At 72.0% G+C, this 23,142-nt stretch carries 20 protein-coding genes; 8 read left to right on the top strand and 12 right to left on the bottom strand.

Annotated elements, in window-relative coordinates; all coding sequences use genetic code 11:
* Positions 1–256: 256 nt before the first annotated feature.
* Positions 257–586 (bottom strand): hypothetical protein, encoded by a 330-nt coding sequence (locus BDK92_RS08745; protein WP_121156263.1) that lies wholly within the window; start codon positions 584–586, stop codon positions 257–259.
* A gap of 340 nt (positions 587–926) precedes the next feature.
* On the opposite strand from BDK92_RS08745, the gene BDK92_RS08740 reads away from it, so the two are divergent.
* The 4 genes from BDK92_RS08740 (at position 927) to BDK92_RS08725 (ending at position 6,678) form a co-directional block, all read left to right on the top strand.
* Positions 927–1,418 (top strand): DUF3145 domain-containing protein, encoded by a 492-nt coding sequence (locus BDK92_RS08740; RefSeq protein WP_121156262.1) that lies wholly within the window; start codon positions 927–929, stop codon positions 1,416–1,418.
* 73 nt (positions 1,419–1,491) lie between these two features.
* A complete protein-coding gene (locus BDK92_RS08735) occupies positions 1,492–3,237 on the top strand; it encodes a glycoside hydrolase family 3 protein (protein WP_121156261.1) in 1,746 nt (581 codons plus the stop codon).
* A 112-nt stretch (positions 3,238–3,349) separates the two neighbouring features.
* Positions 3,350–4,387: a glycosyltransferase family 2 protein gene (locus BDK92_RS08730; protein WP_281278618.1), complete on the top strand. Its 1,038-nt coding sequence runs from the start codon at positions 3,350–3,352 to the stop codon at positions 4,385–4,387.
* Positions 4,384–6,678, top strand: a complete 2,295-nt coding sequence (locus BDK92_RS08725) for a hypothetical protein (RefSeq protein WP_121156260.1) — start codon at positions 4,384–4,386, stop codon at positions 6,676–6,678. The genes BDK92_RS08730 and BDK92_RS08725 overlap by 4 nt, the downstream gene beginning before the upstream one ends.
* Before the next feature lie 72 nt (positions 6,679–6,750).
* Here BDK92_RS08725 and BDK92_RS08720 read toward each other — a convergent pair whose 3' ends face one another.
* From BDK92_RS08720 to BDK92_RS08690, 7 genes are all read right to left on the bottom strand, one after another.
* Entirely contained in the window at positions 6,751–7,470 is a 720-nt protein-coding gene (locus BDK92_RS08720; protein WP_121156259.1) for a class I SAM-dependent methyltransferase, read from the bottom strand.
* 106 nt (positions 7,471–7,576) lie between these two features.
* Positions 7,577–9,001 carry an acyl-CoA carboxylase subunit beta gene (locus BDK92_RS08715; RefSeq protein WP_121161840.1) on the bottom strand — a complete coding sequence of 475 codons (1,425 nt, stop codon included), beginning with the start codon at positions 8,999–9,001 and terminating at the stop codon, positions 7,577–7,579.
* Between the two features lie 65 nt (positions 9,002–9,066).
* Positions 9,067–10,290 carry a beta-ketoacyl-ACP synthase II gene (gene fabF / locus BDK92_RS08710; protein ID WP_121156258.1) on the bottom strand — a complete coding sequence of 408 codons (1,224 nt, stop codon included), beginning with the start codon at positions 10,288–10,290 and terminating at the stop codon, positions 9,067–9,069.
* Between the two features lie 2 nt (positions 10,291–10,292).
* Positions 10,293–10,535 carry an acyl carrier protein gene (locus BDK92_RS08705; RefSeq protein WP_121156257.1) on the bottom strand — a complete coding sequence of 81 codons (243 nt, stop codon included), beginning with the start codon at positions 10,533–10,535 and terminating at the stop codon, positions 10,293–10,295.
* A gap of 131 nt (positions 10,536–10,666) precedes the next feature.
* Positions 10,667–11,605: a beta-ketoacyl-ACP synthase III gene (locus tag BDK92_RS08700; protein ID WP_121156256.1), complete on the bottom strand. Its 939-nt coding sequence runs from the start codon at positions 11,603–11,605 to the stop codon at positions 10,667–10,669.
* Positions 11,602–12,774, bottom strand: coding sequence for an acyltransferase domain-containing protein (locus tag BDK92_RS08695; RefSeq protein WP_121156255.1), 1,173 nt, complete (start codon positions 12,772–12,774; stop codon positions 11,602–11,604). Before BDK92_RS08695 ends, BDK92_RS08700 begins: the two co-directional genes overlap by 4 nt.
* A gap of 134 nt (positions 12,775–12,908) precedes the next feature.
* Positions 12,909–14,114 (bottom strand): PucR family transcriptional regulator, encoded by a 1,206-nt coding sequence (locus BDK92_RS08690; protein ID WP_211349142.1) that lies wholly within the window; start codon positions 14,112–14,114, stop codon positions 12,909–12,911.
* A 169-nt stretch (positions 14,115–14,283) separates the two neighbouring features.
* Between BDK92_RS08690 and BDK92_RS08685 the strand changes: the two genes are divergently transcribed.
* Together BDK92_RS08685 and BDK92_RS41105 are read left to right on the top strand one after the other, a co-directional pair.
* Positions 14,284–14,970: a phosphatase PAP2 family protein gene (locus tag BDK92_RS08685; protein WP_121156254.1), complete on the top strand. Its 687-nt coding sequence runs from the start codon at positions 14,284–14,286 to the stop codon at positions 14,968–14,970.
* A 347-nt stretch (positions 14,971–15,317) separates the two neighbouring features.
* Entirely contained in the window at positions 15,318–15,794 is a 477-nt protein-coding gene (locus BDK92_RS41105) for a hypothetical protein (protein ID WP_121156252.1), read from the top strand.
* 158 nt (positions 15,795–15,952) lie between these two features.
* On the opposite strand, the gene BDK92_RS08675 is transcribed toward BDK92_RS41105, so the two are convergent.
* Positions 15,953–16,603 carry a hypothetical protein gene (locus tag BDK92_RS08675; protein ID WP_121156250.1) on the bottom strand — a complete coding sequence of 217 codons (651 nt, stop codon included), beginning with the start codon at positions 16,601–16,603 and terminating at the stop codon, positions 15,953–15,955.
* A gap of 233 nt (positions 16,604–16,836) precedes the next feature.
* On the opposite strand from BDK92_RS08675, the gene BDK92_RS08670 reads away from it, so the two are divergent.
* Positions 16,837–17,457, top strand: a complete 621-nt coding sequence (locus BDK92_RS08670; RefSeq protein WP_121156248.1) for a copper resistance CopC family protein — start codon at positions 16,837–16,839, stop codon at positions 17,455–17,457.
* 6 nt (positions 17,458–17,463) lie between these two features.
* Here BDK92_RS08670 and gltX read toward each other — a convergent pair whose 3' ends face one another.
* Positions 17,464–18,873, bottom strand: coding sequence for a glutamate--tRNA ligase (gltX, locus tag BDK92_RS08665; RefSeq protein WP_121156246.1), 1,410 nt, complete (start codon positions 18,871–18,873; stop codon positions 17,464–17,466).
* Positions 18,874–19,021: 148 nt separating this feature from the next.
* Here gltX and BDK92_RS08660 point away from each other — a divergent pair, with 148 nt between their 5' ends.
* Positions 19,022–20,278 carry an ArsB/NhaD family transporter gene (locus BDK92_RS08660; protein ID WP_246016903.1) on the top strand — a complete coding sequence of 419 codons (1,257 nt, stop codon included), beginning with the start codon at positions 19,022–19,024 and terminating at the stop codon, positions 20,276–20,278.
* A 133-nt stretch (positions 20,279–20,411) separates the two neighbouring features.
* On the opposite strand, the gene BDK92_RS08655 is transcribed toward BDK92_RS08660, so the two are convergent.
* Together BDK92_RS08655 and BDK92_RS08650 are read right to left on the bottom strand one after the other, a co-directional pair.
* Entirely contained in the window at positions 20,412–21,689 is a 1,278-nt protein-coding gene (locus tag BDK92_RS08655; RefSeq protein ID WP_121156244.1) for an MFS transporter, read from the bottom strand.
* Positions 21,686–23,083, bottom strand: a complete 1,398-nt coding sequence (locus tag BDK92_RS08650; protein WP_121156242.1) for a GH1 family beta-glucosidase — start codon at positions 23,081–23,083, stop codon at positions 21,686–21,688. The genes BDK92_RS08655 and BDK92_RS08650 overlap by 4 nt, the downstream gene beginning before the upstream one ends.
* Positions 23,084–23,142 lie beyond the last annotated feature (59 nt).

Raw genomic sequence — 23,142 nt, 5'->3', positions numbered from 1 at the left:
GGGGTGCGCGGGGTCGGGATCTGGTCGGACACGGCTACCTCCCGTTCGCTCCGGGGGTGCCACTACCCACGGGTAACAAGCGTACCCGTGATCTTCATTTCATGCCGCTGTCCGGCTCTGGGTGGCCGGGTGACCGTGATCGCCGAAACCGGACGTCGAGCGCGACGCGGTGCGGAAACCCCCAGGGGTGCGGAAAGCGACAAACGCCCCGCCCGGCGCTCGGCCGGAACGGGGCGTTCGTGTGCTGCGGGTCGACTCAGGCGGTGAAGACGCCGGCCTCGACCAGACGCTTCTCGGCGGTGTCCCAGCCGTCGCCCGGGAACGCCGTGGCCAGGCCGCTGATCTCAGCCCGGATCTTGGCGGCGTGTCCGGCACCGGCGAGCTGCCGGACCTCCTCGACGAAGGCGTCGGAGTCGGTACGGACGTGAACGGTCTTGCCGTTGGTCAGGTTCCGCACGTAGGCGTGCTTGCCGCCGTTGAGCGGGATCAGGTACTTGAACTCGCCGAGCACGCTCAGGGCGCCACCCTGACCGGCCTGGCCGGCGCGGACTGACGCGCGCGCGGTCTTTGAGGTGTTGCTCGCCACGGAAGTACTCCTTGCCAGACATAACGGGAGGACGGAATGCGCGACGGCAACACGCCGGACGCGCCTGGTGGCCCGGTCGCCGAAGTGGCCGGGGCCGCCGAACTGCATTTTTGGCGGCCTGGGGCACAGGACGCCGAGTGAACTTTACACGACCACGGGAGCCGGACGGCGACCGCGGCCTGTCGTGAGGAATGAACACCCACTAGCGGTACGGCTATTCCGGCATGCCAAAATTCCGATTCTCTGGCGCACCATCCGTCACAGCAGTCATCATGTGTTGCAGATCGCCTGGTGATCGAGGTCGTAGGGGAAGACGCACCTCGCTCTCCGGGAGGTCACCGTGCCAACGCGTGGCGTCGTATACGTCCACTCGACCCCACTCGCCGTGTGTGCACACGTCGAGTGGGCGATCGCGCGCGTCCTTACCGTGCCGGTCAATCTGCACTGGACGGTTCAACCCGTCGATCCCGGCGCCCGCCGGGCGGAGTGCAGTTGGTCCGGCCGGCCGGGGACGGGTGCGGAACTGGCTGCTGCCCTCCGGCAGTGGCCGATGATCCGTTTCGAGATCACGGAGGAACCGAGCGCCGGGGTCGACGGCGAACGGTTCATGTACGTCCCGGGACGCGGACTGTTCCGGGCGACCACCGGCGCCGCCGGTGACATCCAACTCGGCGAGGACCGGCTGCGCGAGATCATGGCGTCGGCACGGGCTCCCGAGGCACTGGCGCACGCCCTGGACAAGGCGCTCGGCACCGCCTGGGACGCCGAACTGGAGCCGTACCGGTACGCCGGTGACGGCGCCCCCGTGACGCTGCTCACCCGGGTCGGCTGACCCGTGCAGGTCCGTACCCGGTCCGCACTTGGTCAAGTTGCCCGGATAAGGAGGGGACTGATGGGATGACACCATGCCGATCCCCCTCCGGCGTACCCTCGCCGCGCTCGCCGTTCTGGCCGCGCTGACCGCGACCGGCTGTGCCGGTCGATCCGACCAGGGCGCCACCGGCGCGGACCCCGGCTGCCCGGCCGGGCAGCAGTGCGGATCCGCCACCCCGGTCGCCCCCGGCCCGTCCGGCGGGGCCGACCCGGCGGCGCGGGCGGCCGAACTGGTCGGCCGCCTCACCGACGAGGACATGGTCGGCCAGGTGCTGATGCCGTACGCCTACGGCAACTCGGCGACCAAGGTCACCGCCGGCTCGGCAGCCGGGAACAAGGCCCTGGCCGGGGTGGACACCCCGGCCGAGATGATCGCGAAGTACCGGCTCGGCGGGCTGATCCTGGTCGGCTTCTCCGCCGACGACCCGACCGGCAAGAACCAGGTCACCACCAACGTCGACAACCCGGCCCAGGTGCACGAGCTGACCGGCGGTCTGCAGGCCGCCGGGGCCCAGCTACCGGCCGGTGCCGCACCACTGCTGATCGGCACCGACCAGGAATTCGGCGTGGTCACCCGGATCGGCACCGGGGTGACCGTACTGCCCAGCGCGATGGCTTTCGGCGCCGCCGCGGACCCGGCCCTGACCGAGAGCGCCTGGCAGGCCGCCGGCACCGAACTCGCCGCCCTCGGCATCAACGTCGACTTCGCCCCGGACGCCGACGTACTCGGGGCGCACAGCACCGTGATCGGCTCCCGCTCCTTCGGCGACGACCCGAAGGCGACCTCGGCCCAGGTGGCCGCCGCCGTCCGGGGCCTACAGGGGGCGGGCGTCGCGGCCACCCTCAAGCACTTCCCCGGGCACGGCCACACCGCCGCCGACTCGCACGACAACCTGCCGGTGCTCACCCAGGACCGGGCCGCGCTCGACGCCGGGGACCTGCCGCCGTTCACCGCCGGCATCGCGGCCGGCGCCGGGCTGGTCATGTCCGGCCACCTCGACGTGACCGCGATCGACCCCGGCACCTCGGCGACCTTCTCGCACAAGGTGCTGACCGACCTGCTCCGCGGAGAACTCGGCTTCAAGGGTGTGGTCGTCTCGGACGGCATGAACATGGCACCGGCAGAGGTCTACCCGCCGGGCGAGGCCGCCGTACGGGCCATCAACGCCGGCAACGACCTGCTGCTGATGCCGCCGAACGTCACCCAGGCGTACGACGGGCTGCTCGCCGCCGTACGCGCCGGGACACTGCCCCGTACCCGGCTGGTCGAAGCGGCGACCCGGGTGCTCACCCTGAAGTTCACGCTCGCCGGGCGCACCGCACCGGCGATGTCGACGCTCGACAGCGCGGCCCACCGGGAGGCCGCCCGGCGGGTCGCGACCGCGTCGGTCACCGCGCTGCGCGGCACCTGCGCCGAGGCGGCGGTACGCGGGCCGGTGACCGTCACCGCCTCGAACGGCCGGGAGAAGACCGCCGCCGCGCTCGCCTCCGCGCTGACCGCGGCCGGGGTGCAGGTGGTCCCGCAGGGCGGCACCGTCGTGCACCTGGTCGGCTACGGCGACGCCGCCGCCGACCTGAACGCCACCGCCGGCGTGACCGTGGCGATGGACACCCCGTACCTGCTGGAATCGGCGAAGTCCCCGGTGCTGCTGGCGACCTACTCCTCCAGCACCGTCTCGATGGCGGCGCTGGCCGACGTACTCGCCGGCAAGGCCCGCCCGACCGGACACTCCCCGGTCCCGGTGACCGGCCTGTCCCGCGGTTCCTGCACCGCCTGACCCGGAGCGGGCCGGCGATACGTCCACCGGCCACCCATCGTCGAGCTGTCGAACCCCGGCGGCTGGTAGCGTTCGCCTGTCCGCCGGGTCGACCGGAGGGGGTGCGCGGGCCGTGACGCAACCGGGACCGGTGCTGTCCGTGGTCGTGCCCATGTTCAACGAGGAGAGCGTCCTCCCGCTGCTGGTCGAGCGGCTGCGGGGCGTCCTCGACGGGCTCGCCGAACCGTACGAGGTGGTGGCCGTCGACGACGGCAGCACCGACGGCACGGCGAACGCACTCGCCCGCGCCCGGGCCACCTGGCCACAGTTGCGGGTGCTGCGGCTGCGGCGCAACAGCGGGCACCAGGCGGCGCTGGTCGCCGGGGTGCTGCGGGCCCGTGGGGACTACGTGGTCAGCCTCGACGCCGACCTCCAGGATCCGCCGGAGACGATCGCCGACATGCTCGACGCCGCCCGGCTCGGGCAACTCGACATCGTGTACGGGGTGCGCGCCGACCGGCGTACCGACACGTTCTTCAAGCGGTGGACCGCCGGGCTGTACTACCGGCTGATGCGCCGGCTCGTCGGCAAACAGGTGCCCGCCCAGGCCGGTGACTTCCGGCTGCTCAGCCGGGCCGCCGTGGAGGCGCTGCGGGAACTGCCGGAACGGACCCCGGTGCTGCGGCTGGTCGTACCCTGGCTCGGTTTTCCCAGCGGCGAGGTGACCTACCTGCGCGACAGCCGGGCGGCCGGGAGAACCAAATACCCGATGTCCCGGATGGTGGGGCTCGCCGCCGACAGCGTGACCAGCTTCTCCGCCGCGCCGCTGCGCTTCGCCACCTGGCTCGGCCTGGCCGGGGTGGCGATCTGCGGGCTGCTGGTGGTGGTCGCCGTGGTCGCCTACTTCTTCGGCGCGACGGTCAGCGGCTGGCCTTCGCTCTACGTGGCGGTGCTCTTCCTCGGGGCCGTCCAGTTGCTCTGTCTCGGTCTGCTGGGGGAGTACGTGGCTCGGATCTACACCGCGGTACAGGGGCGACCGGCCTACTTCGTCGCCACCGACACCGCCGACGGCGAACCACCCGCCCCCGCACCGACGGTCGTCAACGGTGCCGCCCGCGACGTACCGGCCGGCGACGGCACCGGGGCCGCGCTCGCCGACACACTGCGGTGACCGCCGTCGCCGACGGGGCGCCGGCACTCGGCACCCCGACCACCCGCCCCCACCGGGCCGCCGAGGCGCTGCCCCGGTACGCACCCGCGCTCGCCGCCTTCGTCTTCGTCGTCGTCATCCTGCTCAGCGCCGACACCCCGGCCCTGGACATCGCCCGCTACACCGGGTACGCCCTGCTCGCCGTGGTGCTCCCCGGCACCCTCGTCTACCGCGCGCTACGGGCCCGGCCACACACCCTGGTCGAGGACCTCGCCGTCGGCGCCGCCGTCGGGCTGGTGCTGGAACTGGCCGCCTGGGCGGTCTTCACCGGACTCGGGCTCGAACACCGGCTGTGGCTCTGGCCGCTCGCGGTGGTGCTGCCCTTCGTGGCCGTACCCCGGCTGCGCCGGCACTGGCGGGTCACCGGCTACACCCCGGTCCCGACCGGCTGGGCCTGGTCGGTCGCGGCGATCATCGCCGGCTTCACCATCTACCTGGCCGAGTCGTTCCTCTACCGCAACCCGATCCTCCCCCTCGGGGAGGAGCAGGCGCAGTACATCGACCTGCCGTTCCAGCTCTCCATCGCCGGTGCGGCCACCCACCAGATGCCGCCGGAGGTGCCGCAGGTCGCCGGGGAACCACTGCACTACCACTGGTTCGGCTTCGCCCACATGGCGGCGGCGAACCTGGTCAGCGGGGTGGACCTGCCCACGGTCTTCTTCCGGCTGGCCGTACCGACGCTCTGCCTGCTCGCGGTGCTGCTGGTCGCGGTCGTCGGCTGGCGGATCAGCGGCCGCCCGTACGCGGGTGCGGTGGCGGCCGCGCTGATGTTCACCGTAGGCGAGTTCGGCTACGAGAACGGCATCCGTCAGCTCTTCGGCACCCAGGCGACCTTCATCGTCTGGGGCAGCCCGTCGATGACGTACAGCTGGGTCCTGCTGCTGCCGCTGATCGCGGTCCTGGCCGACCGGATCGGCCCGGCCCGGGGTGTCGCCGTACCGCCGCTGGGACGGGGTGCCTGGGTGCTGGTGGTGCTGCTGCTCGCCGCCTCCACCGGTGCCAAGGCCAGCTCGGTGCCGGTGGTCGCCGCCGCGCTCGGGCTGACCGCCCTGGTCGCGCTGGTGGTACGTCGCCGGCTCGCCTGGTCGGTGATCGTCGCCGGGATGCTGGCGCTCGCCGCGCAGGGCTTCGCCACCGCAGTCCTCTTCGCCTTCGAGAGCCACGGCGTGACCGTCGACCCCTTCTCCGGCCTCCGGCCCTTCGTCGGCGCCGCCGCCGACCGGGGTGCCGGTGCCTCCGTCCTGCTCTGGGGCGCGGTGGGGTTGGCCTTCCTGCTCAACCTGCAACTGCGGCTGGCCGGCATCGTGGCGCTGCTGCACCACCGCCGGTTCCGGCTCGAACCGGTGCAGGTGTTCCTGCTCGGCGGCGCGGTCATCGGCCCCGTGATCTACCTGCTGGTCGGGCACCCCGGCAGCAGCAACCAGTACTTCACCCGGGCCGGCTTCGCCTTCGGCGTGATCGCCTCCGGTTGGGGATACGCCGAACTGATCGAACGGGCCCGGCTGAACCGGCGGGGCCGGGTGCTGCTCGCCACCGGCGCGGCCGGGTTCGCGCTGCTGCTCTGCCTGATCCAGCTGAACAACCAGGCCATCGTCCACCCCGGCCCGGTCTGGGACCCGCTGCGGCCACTGCTCTGGTGGGCGGCGGCCCTCACCGGTCTCGCCCTGCTCGGCGCCCTGGTCTGGCCGGCCCTGGCCGGTCGCTGGACCGGACTGCGCGGCCGGGGTGCCGCCGTACTGCTCACCGGAATCCTGGTCGCCGGGGCGCCGGGGCTGGTGATGGACGCGGCGGCGGCACACCGCTACGCCAACGGCGGGGCGTACGCGGTGGTGCCGATGCCGCAGTCCCGGGTGGCGGCGGCCCGCTGGGTGTACGAGCACAGCGAAGCAGACGACGTGGTGGCGACCAACGCGTACTGCCGTGCGGTGGTCAACGGCAGGTGCGACGCCCGGTCGTTCTGGGTCAGCGCGTACACCGAGCGCTCGGTGCTGGTCGAGGGGTGGGCGTTCACCCCCAAACTGGTCGGGCAGCCGGACGGGCCGTACGTCCCGTTCTGGGACCAGACGCGGCTGCGGGCCAACGACGCGGCCTTCACCGCCCCGACCGAGGCCGGCCTCGCCGATCTGCGGGACCGCTACGGCGTGCGCTGGCTGGTCGTGGACCGTTCCGTCGGGCAGGAGGCCGAGGTGTTGGCCACCCTGGCGGACCGCCGTTTCGACAACGGCCGGCTCGCCGTCTACCAGCTCCGCTGACCGGCGGCGCCGGTTACCCGCCCGCCCCGCCCGTCCCCGCGCGCCCGCGCGTCAGGGGTGGTGGGCGGCGCGTCAGGGGCGGTGGGCGCGGAGCATCAGCGACACCCCGGGTAGCGACCTGACCGGCAGATAGCGTTCGGCGGTGATGACCGCGCGCAGGCCGAAGTTGACCAGGCCGGGCAGGTCGTCGAGGTCGCTGCCGGTGGAGCGGCGGCGGCGCCAGGCGGCGACCGGGCGGAGCACCACGTTCCAGCTCCACAGGTCGTCGACGACCAGGCCGGCCTGCTCCAGCACCGACACCAGCGATGTCCGGTCGTAACGTCGTACGTGCCCGACCGCCACGTCGTGGGCCGACCAGAGCCGCATGTCGCACGGTACGGCGATCAGCGCGGTCCCGCCGGGGCGCAGCGTACGCCGGATCTCCGCCGCCGCGAGCGCGTCCTCCTCGATGTGTTCGAGGATGTCGAAGGCGACCACCAGGCCGAGGCTCGCCGAGGGCAGTGGCAGGTGCCGGGCATCCGCGCGCAACACCTGGAGCCCGCGTTCGGCGGCCACCTCGGCCCCCTCCGGGCTGTACTCCAGCGCCACCGGACGCCACCCGTGTGCCCGCAGGACCCGGGTGTTGCCGCCGCCAGCGGCCCCGATGTCCAGCGCCCTACCGCCGGTCCGGTCCGGTCCCGCGCCGGCCGTGGCGAGCCGGCGCAACGCGCGGGCGAGCAGGGCCCGGCGTTCCCGGTACCACCAGTGGGTGTCCTCGAGGGCGGCCAGCTTGCGGATCTCGGTGGCTTCCACGGGAGTAAACCCTAATCGGACACCTCCGCCCGCCCGAACCGCCCCGGGTGTAAGGAAGGGCCCCTTGTTAACGCTATGCGTTAACAAGGGGCCCTTCCTTACACCGTTACAGCGGGATGTTGCCGTGGGAGCCGCGGGCGGCCGGGGCGGCGGCCAGGGCGTCGGCGATCCGGCGGCGGGTCTGCGCCGGCTCGATCACGTCGTCGACCACGCCGATCTCCAGCGCCCGGTTCACCCCACCGGCGGTCTTGGTCTGCTCCTCGATCAACTGTGCCCGCAGCGCCTCCCGCTCCGCCGCCGGGGTGGCGGCGAGCTTCTTGCGGTGCAGAATGTTGACCGCAGCCGAGGCGCCCATCACGGCAACCTCCGCGTTCGGCCAGGCGAAGACGGCGGTGGCACCGAGCGAACGCGAGTTCATCGCGATGTACGCGCCGCCGTACGCCTTGCGGGTCACCAGGGTCACCCGGGGCACGACCGCCTCGGCGAAGGCGTGCAGCAGCTTGGCGCCCCGGCGTACCACGCCGTCCCACTCCTGACCGAGACCGGGCAGGTAACCCGGCACGTCGACCAGCACGATCAGCGGCACCCCGAGCGAGTCGCACATGCGCACGAACCGGGCCGCCTTCTCGGCGCTGGAGGCGTCCAGGCAGCCGCCGAGGCGCAGCGGGTTGTTCGCGATCACGCCGACGGTACGGCCGGCGAAACGTCCGAGCACGGTGACCACGTTCGGCGCCCACTTGGCGTGCAACTCCACCCCGGCGGCGTCGAGCAGCGCCTTCACCACCGGCTTGACGTCGTACGCCCGGTTGGTCTCGGCCGGCATCAGCGCGGCGAGGTCGTGGCCCTCCTGACCGGCGGCCGGGATGTCAGCCGGGCTGAGCCGACCCTGGTGGCCCAGGAGCGCGGCCAGCTTGCGCGACTCGGCCAGGGCCGACTCGTCGTCCTTGGTGGTCACGTGCACCACGCCGGAGCGGCGACCGTGCGGTTCGGGGCCGCCGAGCCGCTCCATGTCGACCTGCTCACCGGTGACGCTGCGGACCACCTCCGGCCCGGTCACGAAGATCCGGCCGGCGCCGCTCATCACCACGATGTCGGTCAGGGCCGGGCCGTACGCGGCGCCACCGGCCGCCGGGCCGAGCACTACCGAGATCTGCGGCACCCGTCCGGAGGCGCGCACCATGGCGGCGAAGACCTGGCCGACCGCGTCGAGTGCCACCACGCCCTCGGCCAGCCGGGCGCCGCCGGAGTGCCAGAGCCCGAGCACCGGCACCCGGTCGCGGACCGCGGTGTCGATCGCCTCGACGATGTGCTGGCACCCGACGGTGCCCATCGCGCCACCCATCCGGGTCGCGTCGGTCGCGTACGCCACCGCCGGGGTGCCGTCGATCTCGCCCCGGGCCCAGAGCACGCCCGAGTCGTCGCGCGGCATCAGCAGGCGTAGTGAGCCGTCGTCGAAGAGCGCCCGGAGTCGCAGCTCAGGGTCGCGGTAGTCCACGGTCGACGAATCAGCGCTGACAGAGGTGGTGGTCACGTACGCCTCCAATCACACTCCGGTCGGGTACGTCGGGCGTACCCGACCGGAGCAGGCGGTTAATCTCAGGCCCGGGTGAAGATGAGAGCCACGTTGTGGCCGCCGAAGCCGAACGAGTTGTTCAGGGCCGCGGGGATGTCCATCTGGCGTGGCTTGTGCGCGACCACGTCGAGCAGGCCGTCCTCCGGGTCGTCGAGGTTGATCGTTGGAGGGACGATCCCGTCGCGCATGGCCAGGATGGTGGCGATCGACTCGACCGCGCCGGCCGCGCCGAGCAGGTGCCCGATCAGCGACTTGGTGGCGGTCAGTACCGGGTGGTCGCCGAGCGCGGAGCGCAGGCCGGCCACTTCGAGCATGTCGCCGACCGGGGTCGAGGTCGCGTGCGCGTTCACGTGCACGATGTCCGACTTGTCGAGGTCGGCGTCGGCGAGGGCGAACCGGATGGCCCGCTTGAAGCCGGCGCCCTCCGGGTGCGGCTGGACGATGTCGTAGCCGTCCGAGGTGATCCCGGCACCGGCGAGCCGGGCGTAGACCCTGGCGCCACGCGCGGCGGCGTGGTCGGCCCGTTCGAGGACGAGGATGCCGGCACCCTCACCGAGGACGAAGCCGTCGCGGCCCTTGTCCCAGGGGCGGGAGGCGGTCTCCGGGTCGTCGTTGCGGATCGACATGGCCCGCGCGGAGGCGAACCCGGCGATCGGCAGCGGGTGGATGACCGCCTCGGTGCCACCGGCCACGACCACGTCGGCGCGGCCCGAACGGATCATGTCCAGTCCGAGCGCGATCGCCTCCGCACCGGTCGCGCAGGCGCTGGCGACCGAGTGGACCCCGGCCTGGGCACCGAGTTCGAGCCCGACCCAGGCGGCCGGTCCGTTCGGCATCAGCATCGGCACGGTGTGCGGGGAGACCCGACGCGCGCCCTTCTCCTCCAGGATGTCGTCCTGGGCGAGCAGGGTCTGCGCGCCACCGATGCCGGTGCCGACGCTCACCCCGAGCCGCTCCGGGTCCAGCCCGGAGTCGGCCAGGCCGGAGTCGTTCCAGGCCTGGTGGGCGGCGATCAGGGCGATCGCCTCGGACCGGTCGAGCCGACGCAGCTTGATCCGGTCCAGTACCTCGGACGGGTCCACGGCGAGCTCGGCGGCGATCCGTACCGGCAGTTGCGCGGCCCACTCCTGGGTGAGGTGTCCCACCCCGGAGCGGCCGGCGAGCATGGCGTCCCAGGTCGACGCGACGTCCCCGCCGAGCGGGGTCGTCGCGCCGAGCCCGGTGACGACGACGTCGGGGCGACTCATGATCAGGACTGCGCCTGGATGTAGGCGACCGCGTCACCAACGGTCTTGAGGTTCTGAACCTCGTTGTCGGGGATCTTCACGCCGAACTTCTCCTCGGCCGCGACGACGACCTCGACCATGGAGAGCGAGTCGACGTCGAGGTCGTCGGTGAACGACTTCTCCTCGGCGACGTCGTCCGGGTTCACCCCGGCTACCTCTTCGAGGATCTCGGCGAGGCCGGCGGTGATCTCGTCACGGGTCGTCATGGTGCTTGTTTCCTCTCGATAAGTGGATCTGCGCTGGCGGACGATACCGCCTGCACCGTCCGGCGTGAACCGGCCGGTGGGGTCATGCGGTACGCGGGGGTCGCGTACCGGGGTGCGTACAGGCGCGGTGCTCAGGGGCAGCGGACGACCTGGCCGGCGTAGGTGAGACCGCCGCCGAAGCCGAAGAGCAGGACCGGCGCGCCCTTGGGCACCGCACGCTGCTCGACCAACTTGGACAGGGCCAGCGGCACGCTCGCCGCCGAGGTGTTGCCGGACTCGACGATGTCCCGGGCGATCACCGCGTTCGGCATTCCGAGGCGCTTGGCGATTCCCTCGATGATCCGCAGGTTGGCCTGGTGCGGCACGAACGCGGCGATCTCCTCCGGCGCCACCCCGGCCCGCTCGCAGGCCTGGAGCGCGAGCGGGGCGAGCGCGGTGGTGGCCCAGCGGAACACCTGCTGGCCCTCCTGCTGGATGTACGGGCGCCAGCCCTCGATCCGTACCGCGTCGCTCTTCTCCGGCACCGAGCCCCAGATGACCGGGCCGATGCCCGGGGTGTCGCCGTCGTCGTCGGCGCTGACCACCGCGGCGCCGGCACCGTCACCGAAGATGATGCAGGTCGAGCGGTCGGTCCAGTCGGTGAAGTCGGAGAGCTTCTCGGCGCCGATGACCAGGGCGTTGCGGGCCGCTCCGGCGCGCAGCGCGTGGTCGACGGTGCCGAGCGCGTAGGAGAAGCCGGAGCAGGCGGTGTTGATGTCGTACGCGCCGGGGGCGTCGATGCCGAGCTTGGCGGCGACCCGGCAGGCCACGTTCGGGCTCCGGTCGACCGAGCTGCAGGTGGCGACGACGACCAGGTCGATGTCGGCGGCGGTGAGTCCGGAGTTGGCCAGCGCGGTGTCGGCGGCGGCGGTGGCCATGTCGCTCACCGTCTCGCTGTCCGCGATCCGCCGGGTGACGATCCCCACCCGGTCCCGGATCCACTCGTCGTTGGTGTCGACGATCTTGGCCAGGTCGTCGTTGGTGAGTACCCGCGATGGCTGGTAGTGCCCCATGGCGACGATACGACTCATGAGAGGTGTCCTCCGATGCGGGCGAGGGGTTGACCCGGGGCGACCGGGTCGTCGGGTGAGGCGAGCCACTCGGTGAGTACGCCGTCACAGTGCGCGGGCACGTCGACCGGTCCCTGGCGGGTGGCGACCTGACCGATGACCTGACCGGACTTGATCGAGTCGCCCTCGTTGAGGCTGGTGGCGGGTACGAACGTACCCGCGCTCGGGGCGACGACCACCCGGAACTGCATGGTGGGCTCGTGACTCGGCGGCATGCCGTGGCGGGCGATCAGGTCACGGGCGGCGGGCAGGTCGTCCGGGGTGTTGAGGGTGACGATCTCGGGGACCCCGGTGGCCTTGAGTTCGCGCTTGACCAGGCCGGCGAGGGTGCCGGCCGGCGGAAGTTCGATCACTCCGGTCACCCCGAGGTCGGCGAGGGTGGCCATGCAGAGGTCCCAGCGCACGGGTGCGGTGACCTGGCGGACCAGCCGCTGGAGCATGTCCCGACCGTGGTTGACCGCGGCCCCGTCCAGGTTGGAGAGGAGCAGCCGGGCGGGATCGGCCGGGGTGATGCCGGCCGCGATGGCGCCGAGCGCCTGCTCGGCCGGGGCCATGTACGGGGTGTGGAAGGCGCCGGCGACCGGCAGCATCCGTACCCGGACGCCGGCCGGCGGGTCGGCGGCGAGCTTCTCCAGCCGGTCGATCGCACCGGCGGCGACGATCTGACCGGCACCGTTGATGTTGGCCGGGTACAGGCCGTGCGCCTCGATCGCGGCGTTCACCGTCTCCGCGTCGCCGCCGAGCAGGGCTGCCATGCCGGTCGGTTCGAGCGCGCACGCGGCGGCCATCTCCCGACCGCGTACGCCGGCGAGCGTGATGGCGGCCTCGGCGGGCACGACCCCGGCCAGGGCTGCCGCGCCCAGTTCGCCGACGCTGTGTCCGGCGGTGAGGCTGACGTCGTACATCGGAAGGTGTTCGGCGGCGAGCAACGCGGCCGCGACCAGCAGTGGCTGGGTGCGGGCGGTGTCCTTGATCTCGTCCGCGTCGGCCTCGGTGCCGAGATGCACGAGGTCCACCCCGGCGAGCGCCGACCACCAGCGCAGTCGCGCCTCGGTGCCGGTCAGGTCGAGCCAGGGAGTGAGGAAGCCGGGCTTCTGTGAGCCTTGGCCAGGGGAGAGTACGGCGAGCACGGTTATGACTCTGCTGGATACTGGGCGGTCACGTTCTTACCGCAAGGCACTAAACCACACTACGACCTTTGTGGGATTCCTACAAAGATCAACGAAGGTAGTACGGGTTATGGGGCCTTTGTGGTGAGCGACCGTTAATGTCCCGGTGACGGTGGGCCCGGTGCCGCCGGGTCCAGCCGGCCGATCGTCAGCGCCATCCGCAACGCGAACGCGTCACGCGGAGTCAACGGCGAAAAGCCGGTCACATCCGCGATCCGGCGCAGCCGGTAACGCACCGTGTTCGGATGAACGAAAAGTGCGCGCGACGCGCTCTCCAGCACCCCGCCCGCCGCGAAGAACGCGTCCATCGTCTCCAGCAGTTCCCCGCCGGCCCGCACCAGCGGTGCGTAAACGTCCTGGCGCAACCCGCGCCGGGCCTCCGAGTCGCCCGCGAGCGCCCGCTCCGGCAACAGGTCGGCAGCGGCCACCGGGCGCGGCGCGGCCGGCCACGCCGGAGCCGCCCGGAACCCGGAAAGGGCGGCCCGGGCCGAGTCGGTCGCCTCGTCCAGGCTCGGCACCGCCGGCCCGACCACCACCGGACCCTCGCCGAAGCCACCGAGCAACCGAGCCGTCGCGGCGATCGGATCCAACGCCCCGCCAAGCACCAGGACGAGCCGGTCGCCGTGCACCCCACCGATCGTCTCCACCCCGATCCGACGCGCCGCCCGGTAGACCGTGTGCAGCACAGCGGCCACCTCGCCCCCCGGGGAACGACCCACCGCCACCGCCACCGGTGGAGCGTCCGCCCAGCCCAACGCCGCCGCCCGGCTGGCCAGTACGTCCGACGAGTCGCCGCGTAGCAGCGCGTCCACCAGCAGCGCCTGCAACCGGGCGTCCCACGAGCCGCGCGACTCGGCGGCCCGCGCGTACACCCGGGCGGCGGCGAAGGCGATCTCCCGGGAGAACTTCAGCACCACCTCGCGGAGCAGGTGTTCCTCGCCGGGCGCGGCCAACTCCGGGACCTGCTCCTCGACCACGTCGATCGTCACTTTGATCAACGCGACCGTCTGTTGCAGGCTGATCGACCGGGCCAGCGCCCGGGGTGCCGAGGCGAACACCTCGTCGGAGACCTCCTGCGGGCTCTCCCGGGCGCCACCACCCTCGCGCAGCCACTCCACCAGCGACCGGACACCCGCCTGCGCGACCAGCATGACCCAGGCCCGCTGCTCTGCCGGCAGTCCCCGGAACCACGGCAGGCTCTCGTCCATCCGGGCCATGCTCGCGGTGGCCAACGCCCCCGCCGCGCGTTCGATTCGGCGCAGCGTGGCGGCCAGCTCGCCGCCATCCGCCTCGGTCACCATCCCGTCACCCTGTCACGCCACCCCCGGGGGTAAGGAAGGGCCCCTTGTTATCGCTTTTTGTATAACAAGGGGCCCTTCCTAACGTCCGCCTCGAAGGAGTGACCGAGGGCGCGCCGGCGAGGAGGACGATGTGGGGTGGGGGGCGGGCGGTCCGTGCCATCATGCGGGGATGATCGCCCGTCCGCCGGTGGTACTGCCGCTGCTCGCCTCGATCGCGTTCCTCGTCCTGACCGGGCTGGTGCTCGCCGGCTGGGCGCCGTTGGACAGCTTCGACGCCGCGACCAGCGAGGCCTTCCGGAGGTACGGCGACCGGCATCCGGGGCTGGTGAGCGTGCTGCGAATCACCACCGACATCTCCGCCACGGTGCCGTACCTGCTGATCGGCGCGGTGGCGAGCGGGGGGCTGCTGGCCCGGGGTGAGCGCCGGCTCGCCACCTGCTGCGCCGCGGTGACCGTACTCGTGCCGGTGCTCTGGGGTCTGCTGCACTGGGGAGTGCACCACCCCAGACCACTCGACGGTTTCGTCGTGGTGCACAGCAACGGCTTCCCGAGCGGACACACCAGCAACGCCACCGCGACCGCGCTGACGGCCGTACTGCTGCTCTGGCCGTCGTTGGCGCGGACCGGACGGGTCGTCGCGGTGTCGCTGGCGGCGCTGTTCGCGATCTTCATCGGGGTGACCCGCCTGGCGCTGCTCGCGCACTGGCCCGCCGACGTGTTCGGTGGCTGGCTGCTGGGGCTGGCCGTGGTCCCGCTCACGGTGTACGCGACCGACCGGTTCGTGTCCCGGCGGCCGGTCCCGGTGCTCGTCACGGGGCGCGGGGCGGGTACGGCCAACCGCCCCGACTCTTCGTGATCATCACCTGCCTCTCCGTCGTTTGACGGAGTCGGGCTCCGCACTGGTCCTCGATTCGTCGGATGGCAGGAGCCCGATGGTGTGGTGGGATCGACGGATGGCCGTACAGTGCCGTACGACCGGACAGCGCGAGGCTCTACTGAACCGACGATTGACGCGCCGCCGGGATCACTCTCAGTCAGCCATCCCGGTCTCCAGCCACGGCGACGTCGGACCCGTCATCTTCGGCCAGTACGGTGACACTGCCCGGTACGGCTTGTAACAGCCCCAGGGTGGTTACCACCACCTATGACCTGTGTCGTCCGGGGAACCGCCCACACGGCGACGGCAATCAAGAGGAGGCCGGGATGGCGCACGGGGAGGCCGAGCACGGCTGCGCCCGCGGCGAGCAGGTGCCGCTGCGGGGAGATCCGGAGGAGTCGTCACCCGCCTTCACCGGGAAGCCGCTGCGTTGGGTCTGCGGAGCCGTACCGGCGGGGGCCGAGCTGACGACCGGCCCGAGCGGTTCCGGTTCGATCGGTTCCGGCCCGAGTACCGGCTCGATCGGTTCCGGTTCCGGATCGCCGGGTTCGTGCGGTGGCGGTGGGGCGACATCGGAGCTGTTGTCCGACAACGGTCTGGTCGATGTGGTGGCCGGCGGGCTGGTGCCCCGGCAGCGCGGCGGCGAGCCGGTCGACGCGGAGCAGCCGGACGGCGAGGAACTGCATCGGGCGTCCTCCTGCCAGCCGGGCCTGCCCGGTTGGGCCGGCGGACACCGGCACGGGGCGGTGCGGCCCCGGGTACGCGGCGACCGGCGACAGCGACCGCCGGACCGCTGGTGCTGACCCGCTCCGGATCCACGTGCTGACCCGCTCCGGATCCACGTGCTGACCCGCTCCGGATCCACCGCATCCGCGGGCGCGGGTGCGGTGGACGTGGGCGCGGCGGGTCAGCGGATCACGGACGATCCCACCGGGTCGGCCGGATAGGCGCCCGTACGGAGTCAGCGGGTGCGGCGGCGGACCAGCAACGAGATGCCGGCCAGGCAGAGCGTGATCGCCACGACCACGGCACCGTTGAGCAGCAGCAGGTGGCGCAGTTCGCCGAACATCCGGTCCAGGTCCTTGCCGGGGGTGAGGCTGTCCTCCCGGATCACCCGTTCGCCACCGCCGATGCCGCCGTTGACCGAGGTCGCCTGGTTCGGCAGCGGCACCCCGGCGGCCTGCAGGGTCTCGTTCATCGAGAGGCGACCGTAGAACCAGGCGGCGCTGACCTTGCTCTTGTCCGGCTGCTTCGCCGGACGGAACGCCCGGGGGCCGCCCTTGGCCAGCGGGTAGAGGTCGTAGGTCTGCTTCGCCACGTCGCCGGTCAGCACCACGACGGTGTACTTCGGACCAAGGTCGCCGGGGGCCGGGGAACTGGTCTGGCCGGAGCCCCGCAACCAGCTGACCTGGTCGAGCACCGCGCCGAAGAGTTCCACGTCGGCGTCGGCGCGCACGGTCAGGGCCTCGTCGATGCCATCGCCACTGATAGTGACGACGTTCGGAGTGGGCGCGGGCGCGGCGGCGGCCGGACTGGCGAGTCCGAGCCAGGAGCCCACCGCCACCATCAGCGCGACGACGATCGTGAGCCGGTGCTTCGTCTCTCGGATCATCGCTGACCTCCTCGCCCCGTTCGATGGATGGCCTTGATGCAGGTCACGCGCTGGTTGCTTGATCGGAACGCGGTCTGCTGCCGGGGCAGGTTCGTCGCGTTCACTACAAAGACTCCGCAGAACGTCGCTCGGTTGCACCTGTTCGAGCAGTATTTGTAGCTATCTGCGATCTAGGGTCGAGTTGGTGACGAGCCGTTGATCGGTGGCCGAATCGTATCTTCGCGGAGGACTGCATGGGGGGCAAATTCACCCGGACCGGGGCGCTGGTGGCCGCCGCCAGCGTCGCCTGCGTCCTGCTGACGGCGTTGCCGGCCGCCGCACACAACTCGTTGACCAGCAGTGATCCATCCGACGGTGCGCGGCTGGACCGCGCCCCGGCTCAGCTGACCCTTACCTTCCTGGCGAAACTCGATCCCGGCGCCACCATAATCACGGTCATCGGGCCAGATAACGTTTCGGCCGCAAGTGCGGAGCCGACCTTTTCGGGCGCCAGGGTCATGGTGGGATTCCGGCCCGGCCCGGCCGGCCTCTACACCGTCGGGTACGAGCTTCCGTCCCGTGACGGGCATCCGGTCAAGGGCCGAATCCGTTTCACGGTGACCGTCGGCGCACCGGCCGGCACCGCACCGAGCCCGGCAGCAGCGAGCCCGCCGGTGCCACCGAGCCCGGTGGGGGCGTCGGCGCAGCCCACGCCCTCGGCCGAGCCTGGCTTCACCCCGCTCGCCGGCACCGGACGGAACACGGTGGACAAGGGCGGTCCGACCTGGTGGCCGTGGGCCGTCGGTGGGGTCGTACTGCTGGTCGCCGGGGTCGGCGGCGGCCTACTGCGCCGCCGCCGTACCCGGGAAAGCTGAGTCCGCTCAGGGGAGGCGGACCCGGGCCGCGCGCATCCGGCTCAACGTCCGCTCGCGGCCGAGTACGGCCAGCGACTCGAAGAGCGGCAACCCGACGGTACGGCCGGTCACCGCGACGCGTACCGGAGCCTGGGTCTTGCCGAGCTTGAGCCCACGCTCCGTGCCGACCTGCTCCAGGGTCGCCTTGAGCGGGTCGGTCTCCCAGGTCTCCAGCGTCTCGAAGGCCGCGATCGCGGCGTCGAGCAGCTCGGCCGAACCCTCCTTCATGGTCTTGGCCCAGGCCGCCTCGTCGATCAGCGGAGTGGCCAGGAAGAGGAAGTCGACGTTCGGCACGATCTCGCTCAGCACCGCGATCCGGGTCTGGGCCAGTTCCGCCACCGCCGCGAACGCGGCCGGGTCGAACTCCTCCGGCTGCCACGGCGGCGGGGTGATCGTCTCGGTGCCGGTCAGCCACGGCTGGCAGAGGGCGATGAACTCCGCCACCGGCAGGGCGCGGATGTACTCGCCGTTGAAGGCGCGCAGCTTCTTCTCGTCGAAGAAGGCGGGCGAGGGGTTCACCTCGTCCAGCCGGAACTCGGACTCGATCACCGACCAGGGCACGATCTCCCGGTCGCCCGACGGCGCCCAGCCGAGCAGCATCAGGTAGTTGCGCATCGCCGAGGCGAGGTAACCCTCGTCCTTGTACGCCTCCAGGGCGACCTTGTCCCGCCGCTTGGAGAGCTTCTGCCGCTTCTCGTTGACCACCACCGGTACGTGCGCCCAGACCGGCGGCTTGACGCCGAGCGCCTCCCAGAGCAGCTGCTGCTTGGGGGTGTTCGGCAGGTGCTCCTCGGCCCGGATCACGTGGCTGATTTCCATGATCATGTCGTCCACGACGTTCGCCAGCAGGAAGACCGGCGAGCCGTCGCCCCGGGCGATCACGAAGTCCTCGATCAGGCGGTTCTCGAACGTCGGCTCGCCCCGGATCAGGTCGACCACCACGGTCTCGCCCTCGTCCGGCGTACGGAAACGCAGCGCCCGTCCCTCGCCCGGCCCCAGATTGCGGTCCCGGCAGAAGCCGTCGTACCCCTGGTACTGCGACCCGGTCCGGGCCTGCACCATCTCCCGGGTGCAGTCGCAGTAGTAGGCGCGGCCCACACCGTAGAGCTTCTCGGCGGCGGCCCGGTGCTGCTCGGCGTTGGCGGACTGGAAGTACGGACCCTCGTAGCTGCCCCGCTCGATCCCGATCCATTCCAGCGCGGAGAGGATCCCCTCGGTCCATTCGGGCCGGTTCCGGGCCGCGTCGGTGTCCTCCACCCGCAGCACGAAGACACCGCCCTGCTGCCGTGCGTAGATCCAGTTCTGCAGGGCCGACCGGGCACCGCCGACGTGGAACATGCCAGTCGGGGAAGGGGCGAAGCGTACGCGTACCGTCACCGCCCCAGCCTACGGCCGACCCCGTACGCCCCCGCCACCAGGTTTGCGTACCCGCGGGGGATATCGTCGCCGACGGCCCGGCGGCCGACCGGCGCGCAGCGGGCGGCGACGGCCCTGACCAGGGCGGGACAAGCGGGGAGGGGGAGACGTGACGGTACGCGAGGTGCCGGCGACGCCCGCCGGAACCGCCCAGCGGAGGCCGGACCCGGCACCGCGCCACAATCCGCTCCGCCGGCTCGACTGGTCCGGGTGGCTCGCGCTCGGGCTGCTCACACTCGGCCTGGTCGCGCTCGCCACCGGGCTGGTGCCGGCCGCCGACGCCGACGCCACCCTGCGCCGGATCGCCCCGATCCTGGTCTTCCTCTTCGCGGTGCTGATCCTGGCCGAGTTGGCGGCCCGAGCCGAGTTCTTCGACGTGCTGGCGGCCCGGATGGCGATCGTGGCCCGGGGCAGCTACCCGGCGCTGTTCGGGCTGAGCGTGGCGTTGGCCGCGCTGACCACGATGATCCTCAACCTGGACACCACCGCGGTGCTGCTCACCCCGGTGATGTTGGCGGTGGCGACCCGGGCCGGCATCGCGCCGCTGCCGCTGGCCATGACCACCATCTGGCTGGCCAACACCGCAAGCCTGCTGCTCCCGGTCTCGAATCTGACCAACCTGCTCGCCGCCGAGCGGATCGGGCTGCCGGTCCTCGGCTTCGCCGGCCGGATGGCGCTGCCGCAACTGGCCGCGCTGCTCGCCACCGCAGTCTGCCTCTGGCTCCTCTACTGGCGCCGGGGGCTGCGACCGGAACGTCGCTTCCAGCCGCCGCCGCGCTACCGCCCCCGCGACCGAACCCTTTTCCGGGTAGCCGCGCTCACCTGCGGATTCTTCGTCCTGGGCATCCTGGTCGGGGTGCCGATCGAGGCGGTGTCGGTGCTCGGCGCGGTGGTCCTGCTGGTGGCGTTCGCCGTACGGGACCGGGCCGCGCTGCGCTGGCAACTCGTCCCGTGGCGGCTGGTGGCCCTGGTCGGTGGGATGTTCCTGATCGTGGACGCGGTCGGCCGGCTGGGTCTGTCCCGGCTGCTGAGCATGGTGGTGGGGGCCGATCCGGGCGTGGTCGGGGTGTGGCGGTCCGCCGCCGCCGGTGGCCTGCTCGCCAACCTGGTCAACAACCTCCCGGCGTACGTGGCCACCGAGGCGGTGGTGCCACTCGGGCACACCGACCAACTGCTGGGGCTGCTGATCGGCACCAACGCCGGACCGCTGGTGCTGCCCTGGGCGTCCCTGGCCACGCTGCTCTGGCTGGAGCGGTGCCGGGCGGCGGGGCTGCGCCCACACTGGCCTCGTTTCCTGCGTACGGGGGCGCTGACCGCAGCGGTCACCGTCGCCGCCGCCGTGACCGTCCTCCTACTGGAACGCTGACCCGCCCACCTCACCCGCCGCGCCCCGCTCCCGCTCCGGTCAGCGCCGCGCCCGCCGCGCCCACCGCTCCCGCCGTCGCAGGCGTTAGGAAGGGCCCCTTCCTATACAAAAAGCGATAACAAGGGGCCCTTCCTTACGGGACGGAGCGGATGTTGACGACGAGGACGCTGCCGAGCAGGGTGACGGCGGCGGTCACGGCGTACAGGGTGGGGTAGCCGCCGAGGTGCACCACGATCGGGGCGGAGAGCGCCGGGCCGAGTACCTGCGGTGCGGCGTTGGCGATGTTGATCACGCCGAGGTCCTTGCCCCGGTCGGTCGCGACCGGCAGGACCTGGGTGATCAGGGCGGCGTCCACCGCCAGGTAGACCCCGTAGCCGGCGCCGAGCAGCAGCGCCGCCACCAGGGCGGCGGGCCAGACCGGGGCGGCGGCGAGCAGCAGTGCGGCCACCGCCATGATCACCCCGGACCAGATCACGAAGACCTTGCGTCGGCCGGTCCGGTCCGAGAGCCGGCCGGAGACGACGGCGGTGGCCATCATCCCGGCGGTGTAGAGCAGGATCAGGATCAGCAGCCCGGCCTCCGGGTCGCCGTGGCGCACCTGGTCCTGGAGGAAGTAGAGCAGGTAGAGCGTGCCGAGCGCGTTGCCCATCTGGACCAGGAACCGGGTGCCCCAGGCCCAGGCGAAGTCGGGGTGTCGGCGCGGGTCCACCCACATACCCGCGAGCAGTTGCCGCCAGCGCAGCGTTGACCGGTGCGTACGCGGCAGCGGGTCGTCCGGGGTGAGCAGCGCGAACGGCAGCGCCAGCACCAGCAGGGCGAGCGCCAGCACCAGGTAGCCGGCGCCGGTGCCGGTGACCACGCTGGTGACCAGCACCGCGCCGACCACCAGTCCGAGCGCCTGCGGGATGCCGACCCAGCCGGAGACGCCGCCGCGCTGGGCCACCGGCACCCGGTCGGGCAGTGCCGAGGTCAGCGCGGCGAGCATGGCGTTGAGGCTCAGTTGTGCCGCGACCCAGGCCAGCGCGACTCCGGCGATGGTGTGCTGCCGTGCGAGCAGGAGGAACGAGCCGGCGGCGAGCAGCGCGCCGACCACCGTCCAGACGTGCCGGCGGCCGACGTCGCGGCCGGCCAGGCGGAGCGCGGTACGGTCCGACAGCGCTCCGGCCAGCGGGTTGGCGAGTACGGCGGCGAGCGCGCCGAGTCCGGTCACCACCGCCAGCATGCCCTCCTTGCCGACCGGTGCGATCGACTCGACCTGTTGCGGCAGCAGGATCTGGATCGGGGTGAAGAACGCCATCCAGACGCCGAGGTTCGCGCTGAAGATCAGGGCGATCCAGCCTCGGCGTACCGGCACGGTCGGTTCGGCGAGGGCGGCGGGCAGGGTGCCCGGGACCGGCTGCACGGCGGTCACCTGGCGTCGGCGGGTGCGACAGCGGCGGCTTCGGTGGGCGTGACGGTTCCGCTGGGCGCGACGGTTCCGGCGTTGATCAGGTCGCGGTACCAGGCGTACGAGGTTTTCGGGGTCCGGCGCTGGGTGGCGAAGTCGACGTGCACCAGGCCGAAGCGTTTGGTGTAGCCCTCGGCCCATTCGAAGTTGTCGAGCAGGGACCAGACGAAGTAGCCGCGTACGTCGACGCCGTCGGCGATGGCCTGGTGTACGGCGCGCAGGTGCCCGTCGAGGTACGCGATCCGTTCCGGGTCGTGGCAGCGGCCGAGCGCGTCGAGGGTGTCGTCGTAGCAGCAGCCGCCTTCGGTGATGTGGATCGGCGGGAGGCGGTCGCCGTACTCGTGGCGCAGTCCGGTGAGCAGTTCCCGTAGCCCGTCCGGGTCGACCGGCCAGCCGAAGCTGGTGGTCGGGTAACCGGTCAGCGGCACCAGGTCGAACGGGAGCGGGTTCTCCGGGTCGGTGGGTGCGCGTACGCCGGTGGGGTTGTAGTAGTTGACCCCGAGCGCGTCGATCGGCGCGGCGATGGTGTCGAGGTCGCCGGGCCGGATCACGGATTCGTCGGCACCGGGGATCTCCGGGTAGCCGAGGCCCAGGATCGGGTCGGTGAAGAGCCGGTTGTGCAGCGCGTGGTACGCCCCGGCGGCGAGCTGGTCGGCGTCGGTGCCGCCCTGCACCCGCACTGGCGAGTAGTTGTTGGTGATGGCGATCGGGCTGCCGGTCAGGGCGCGTAGCGCGGTGACGGCCAGCCCGTGACCGAGCAGTTGGTGGTGGGCGACCGGGAACGCGTCGAAGAGTCGCTGTTGGCCGGGGGCGTGTACGCCGAGCCCGTAGCCGTAGCTCATGTGGACGAACGGTTCGTTGAGGGTGATCCAGAGCTTGACCCGGTCGGCGAGGCGGCCGGCGACCAGGGTGGCGTAGTCGGCGAACCGCTCGGCGGTGTCCCGGGCCAGCCAGCCGCCCCTGTCCTCGAGCGCCTGGGGCAGGTCCCAGTGGAACAGGGTGGCGACCGGGTCGATGCCCCGTTCCAGCAGGCTGTCCACCAGTCGGTCGTAGAAGGCGAGGCCGGCGGGGTTGGCCTGGCCGGTTCCGTCCGGCTGGATCCGGGGCCAGGCGATGGAGAACCGGTACGCCCCGACGCCGAGTCCGGCGAGCAGGGCAACGTCCTCGGCGTACCGGTGGTAGTGGTCGCAGGCGGCGTCGCCGGTGCTGCCGTCGACGACCGTGCCGGGGGAGTGGGTGAATCTGTCCCAGATCGATGGTCCACGTCCATCTTCGCTGGTCGCGCCCTCTATCTGGTACGCGGAGGTGGAGACGCCCCAGGTGAATCCGGTGGGGAAGCGGGGCACGGACGCGGTCATCCACCCTCCTCGGAACGCGAAAGTTGCTCGGACTCTAGTCCTTCGGCGTGTCGCTGGGT

Origin of the sequence: Micromonospora pisi (genome assembly GCF_003633685.1) — a bacterium.
Lineage (GTDB): Bacteria > Actinomycetota > Actinomycetes > Mycobacteriales > Micromonosporaceae > Micromonospora_G > Micromonospora_G pisi.
Note: the sequence above shows the minus strand (reverse complement) of the source record. Positions and strands in the feature narration are given on the sequence as shown.

Excerpts from the sequence above, each read along its gene's own strand:
- BDK92_RS08735 (WP_121156261.1), top strand. The coding sequence starts at position 1,492 with ATGCCGATCCCCCTCCGGCGTACCCTCGCCGCGCTCGCCGTTCTGGCC.
- fabF (WP_121156258.1), bottom strand. The coding sequence starts at position 10,290 with ATGAGTCGCCCCGACGTCGTCGTCACCGGGCTCGGCGCGACGACCCCG.
- BDK92_RS08705 (WP_121156257.1), bottom strand. The coding sequence starts at position 10,535 with ATGACGACCCGTGACGAGATCACCGCCGGCCTCGCCGAGATCCTCGAA.
- BDK92_RS08700 (WP_121156256.1), bottom strand. The coding sequence starts at position 11,605 with ATGAGTCGTATCGTCGCCATGGGGCACTACCAGCCATCGCGGGTACTC.
- BDK92_RS08690 (WP_211349142.1), bottom strand. The coding sequence starts at position 14,114 with ATGGTGACCGAGGCGGATGGCGGCGAGCTGGCCGCCACGCTGCGCCGA.
- BDK92_RS08685 (WP_121156254.1), top strand. The coding sequence starts at position 14,284 with ATGATCGCCCGTCCGCCGGTGGTACTGCCGCTGCTCGCCTCGATCGCG.
- BDK92_RS41105 (WP_121156252.1), top strand. The coding sequence starts at position 15,318 with ATGGCGCACGGGGAGGCCGAGCACGGCTGCGCCCGCGGCGAGCAGGTG.
- BDK92_RS08675 (WP_121156250.1), bottom strand. The coding sequence starts at position 16,603 with ATGATCCGAGAGACGAAGCACCGGCTCACGATCGTCGTCGCGCTGATG.
- BDK92_RS08670 (WP_121156248.1), top strand. The coding sequence starts at position 16,837 with ATGGGGGGCAAATTCACCCGGACCGGGGCGCTGGTGGCCGCCGCCAGC.
- BDK92_RS08650 (WP_121156242.1), bottom strand. The coding sequence starts at position 23,083 with ATGACCGCGTCCGTGCCCCGCTTCCCCACCGGATTCACCTGGGGCGTC.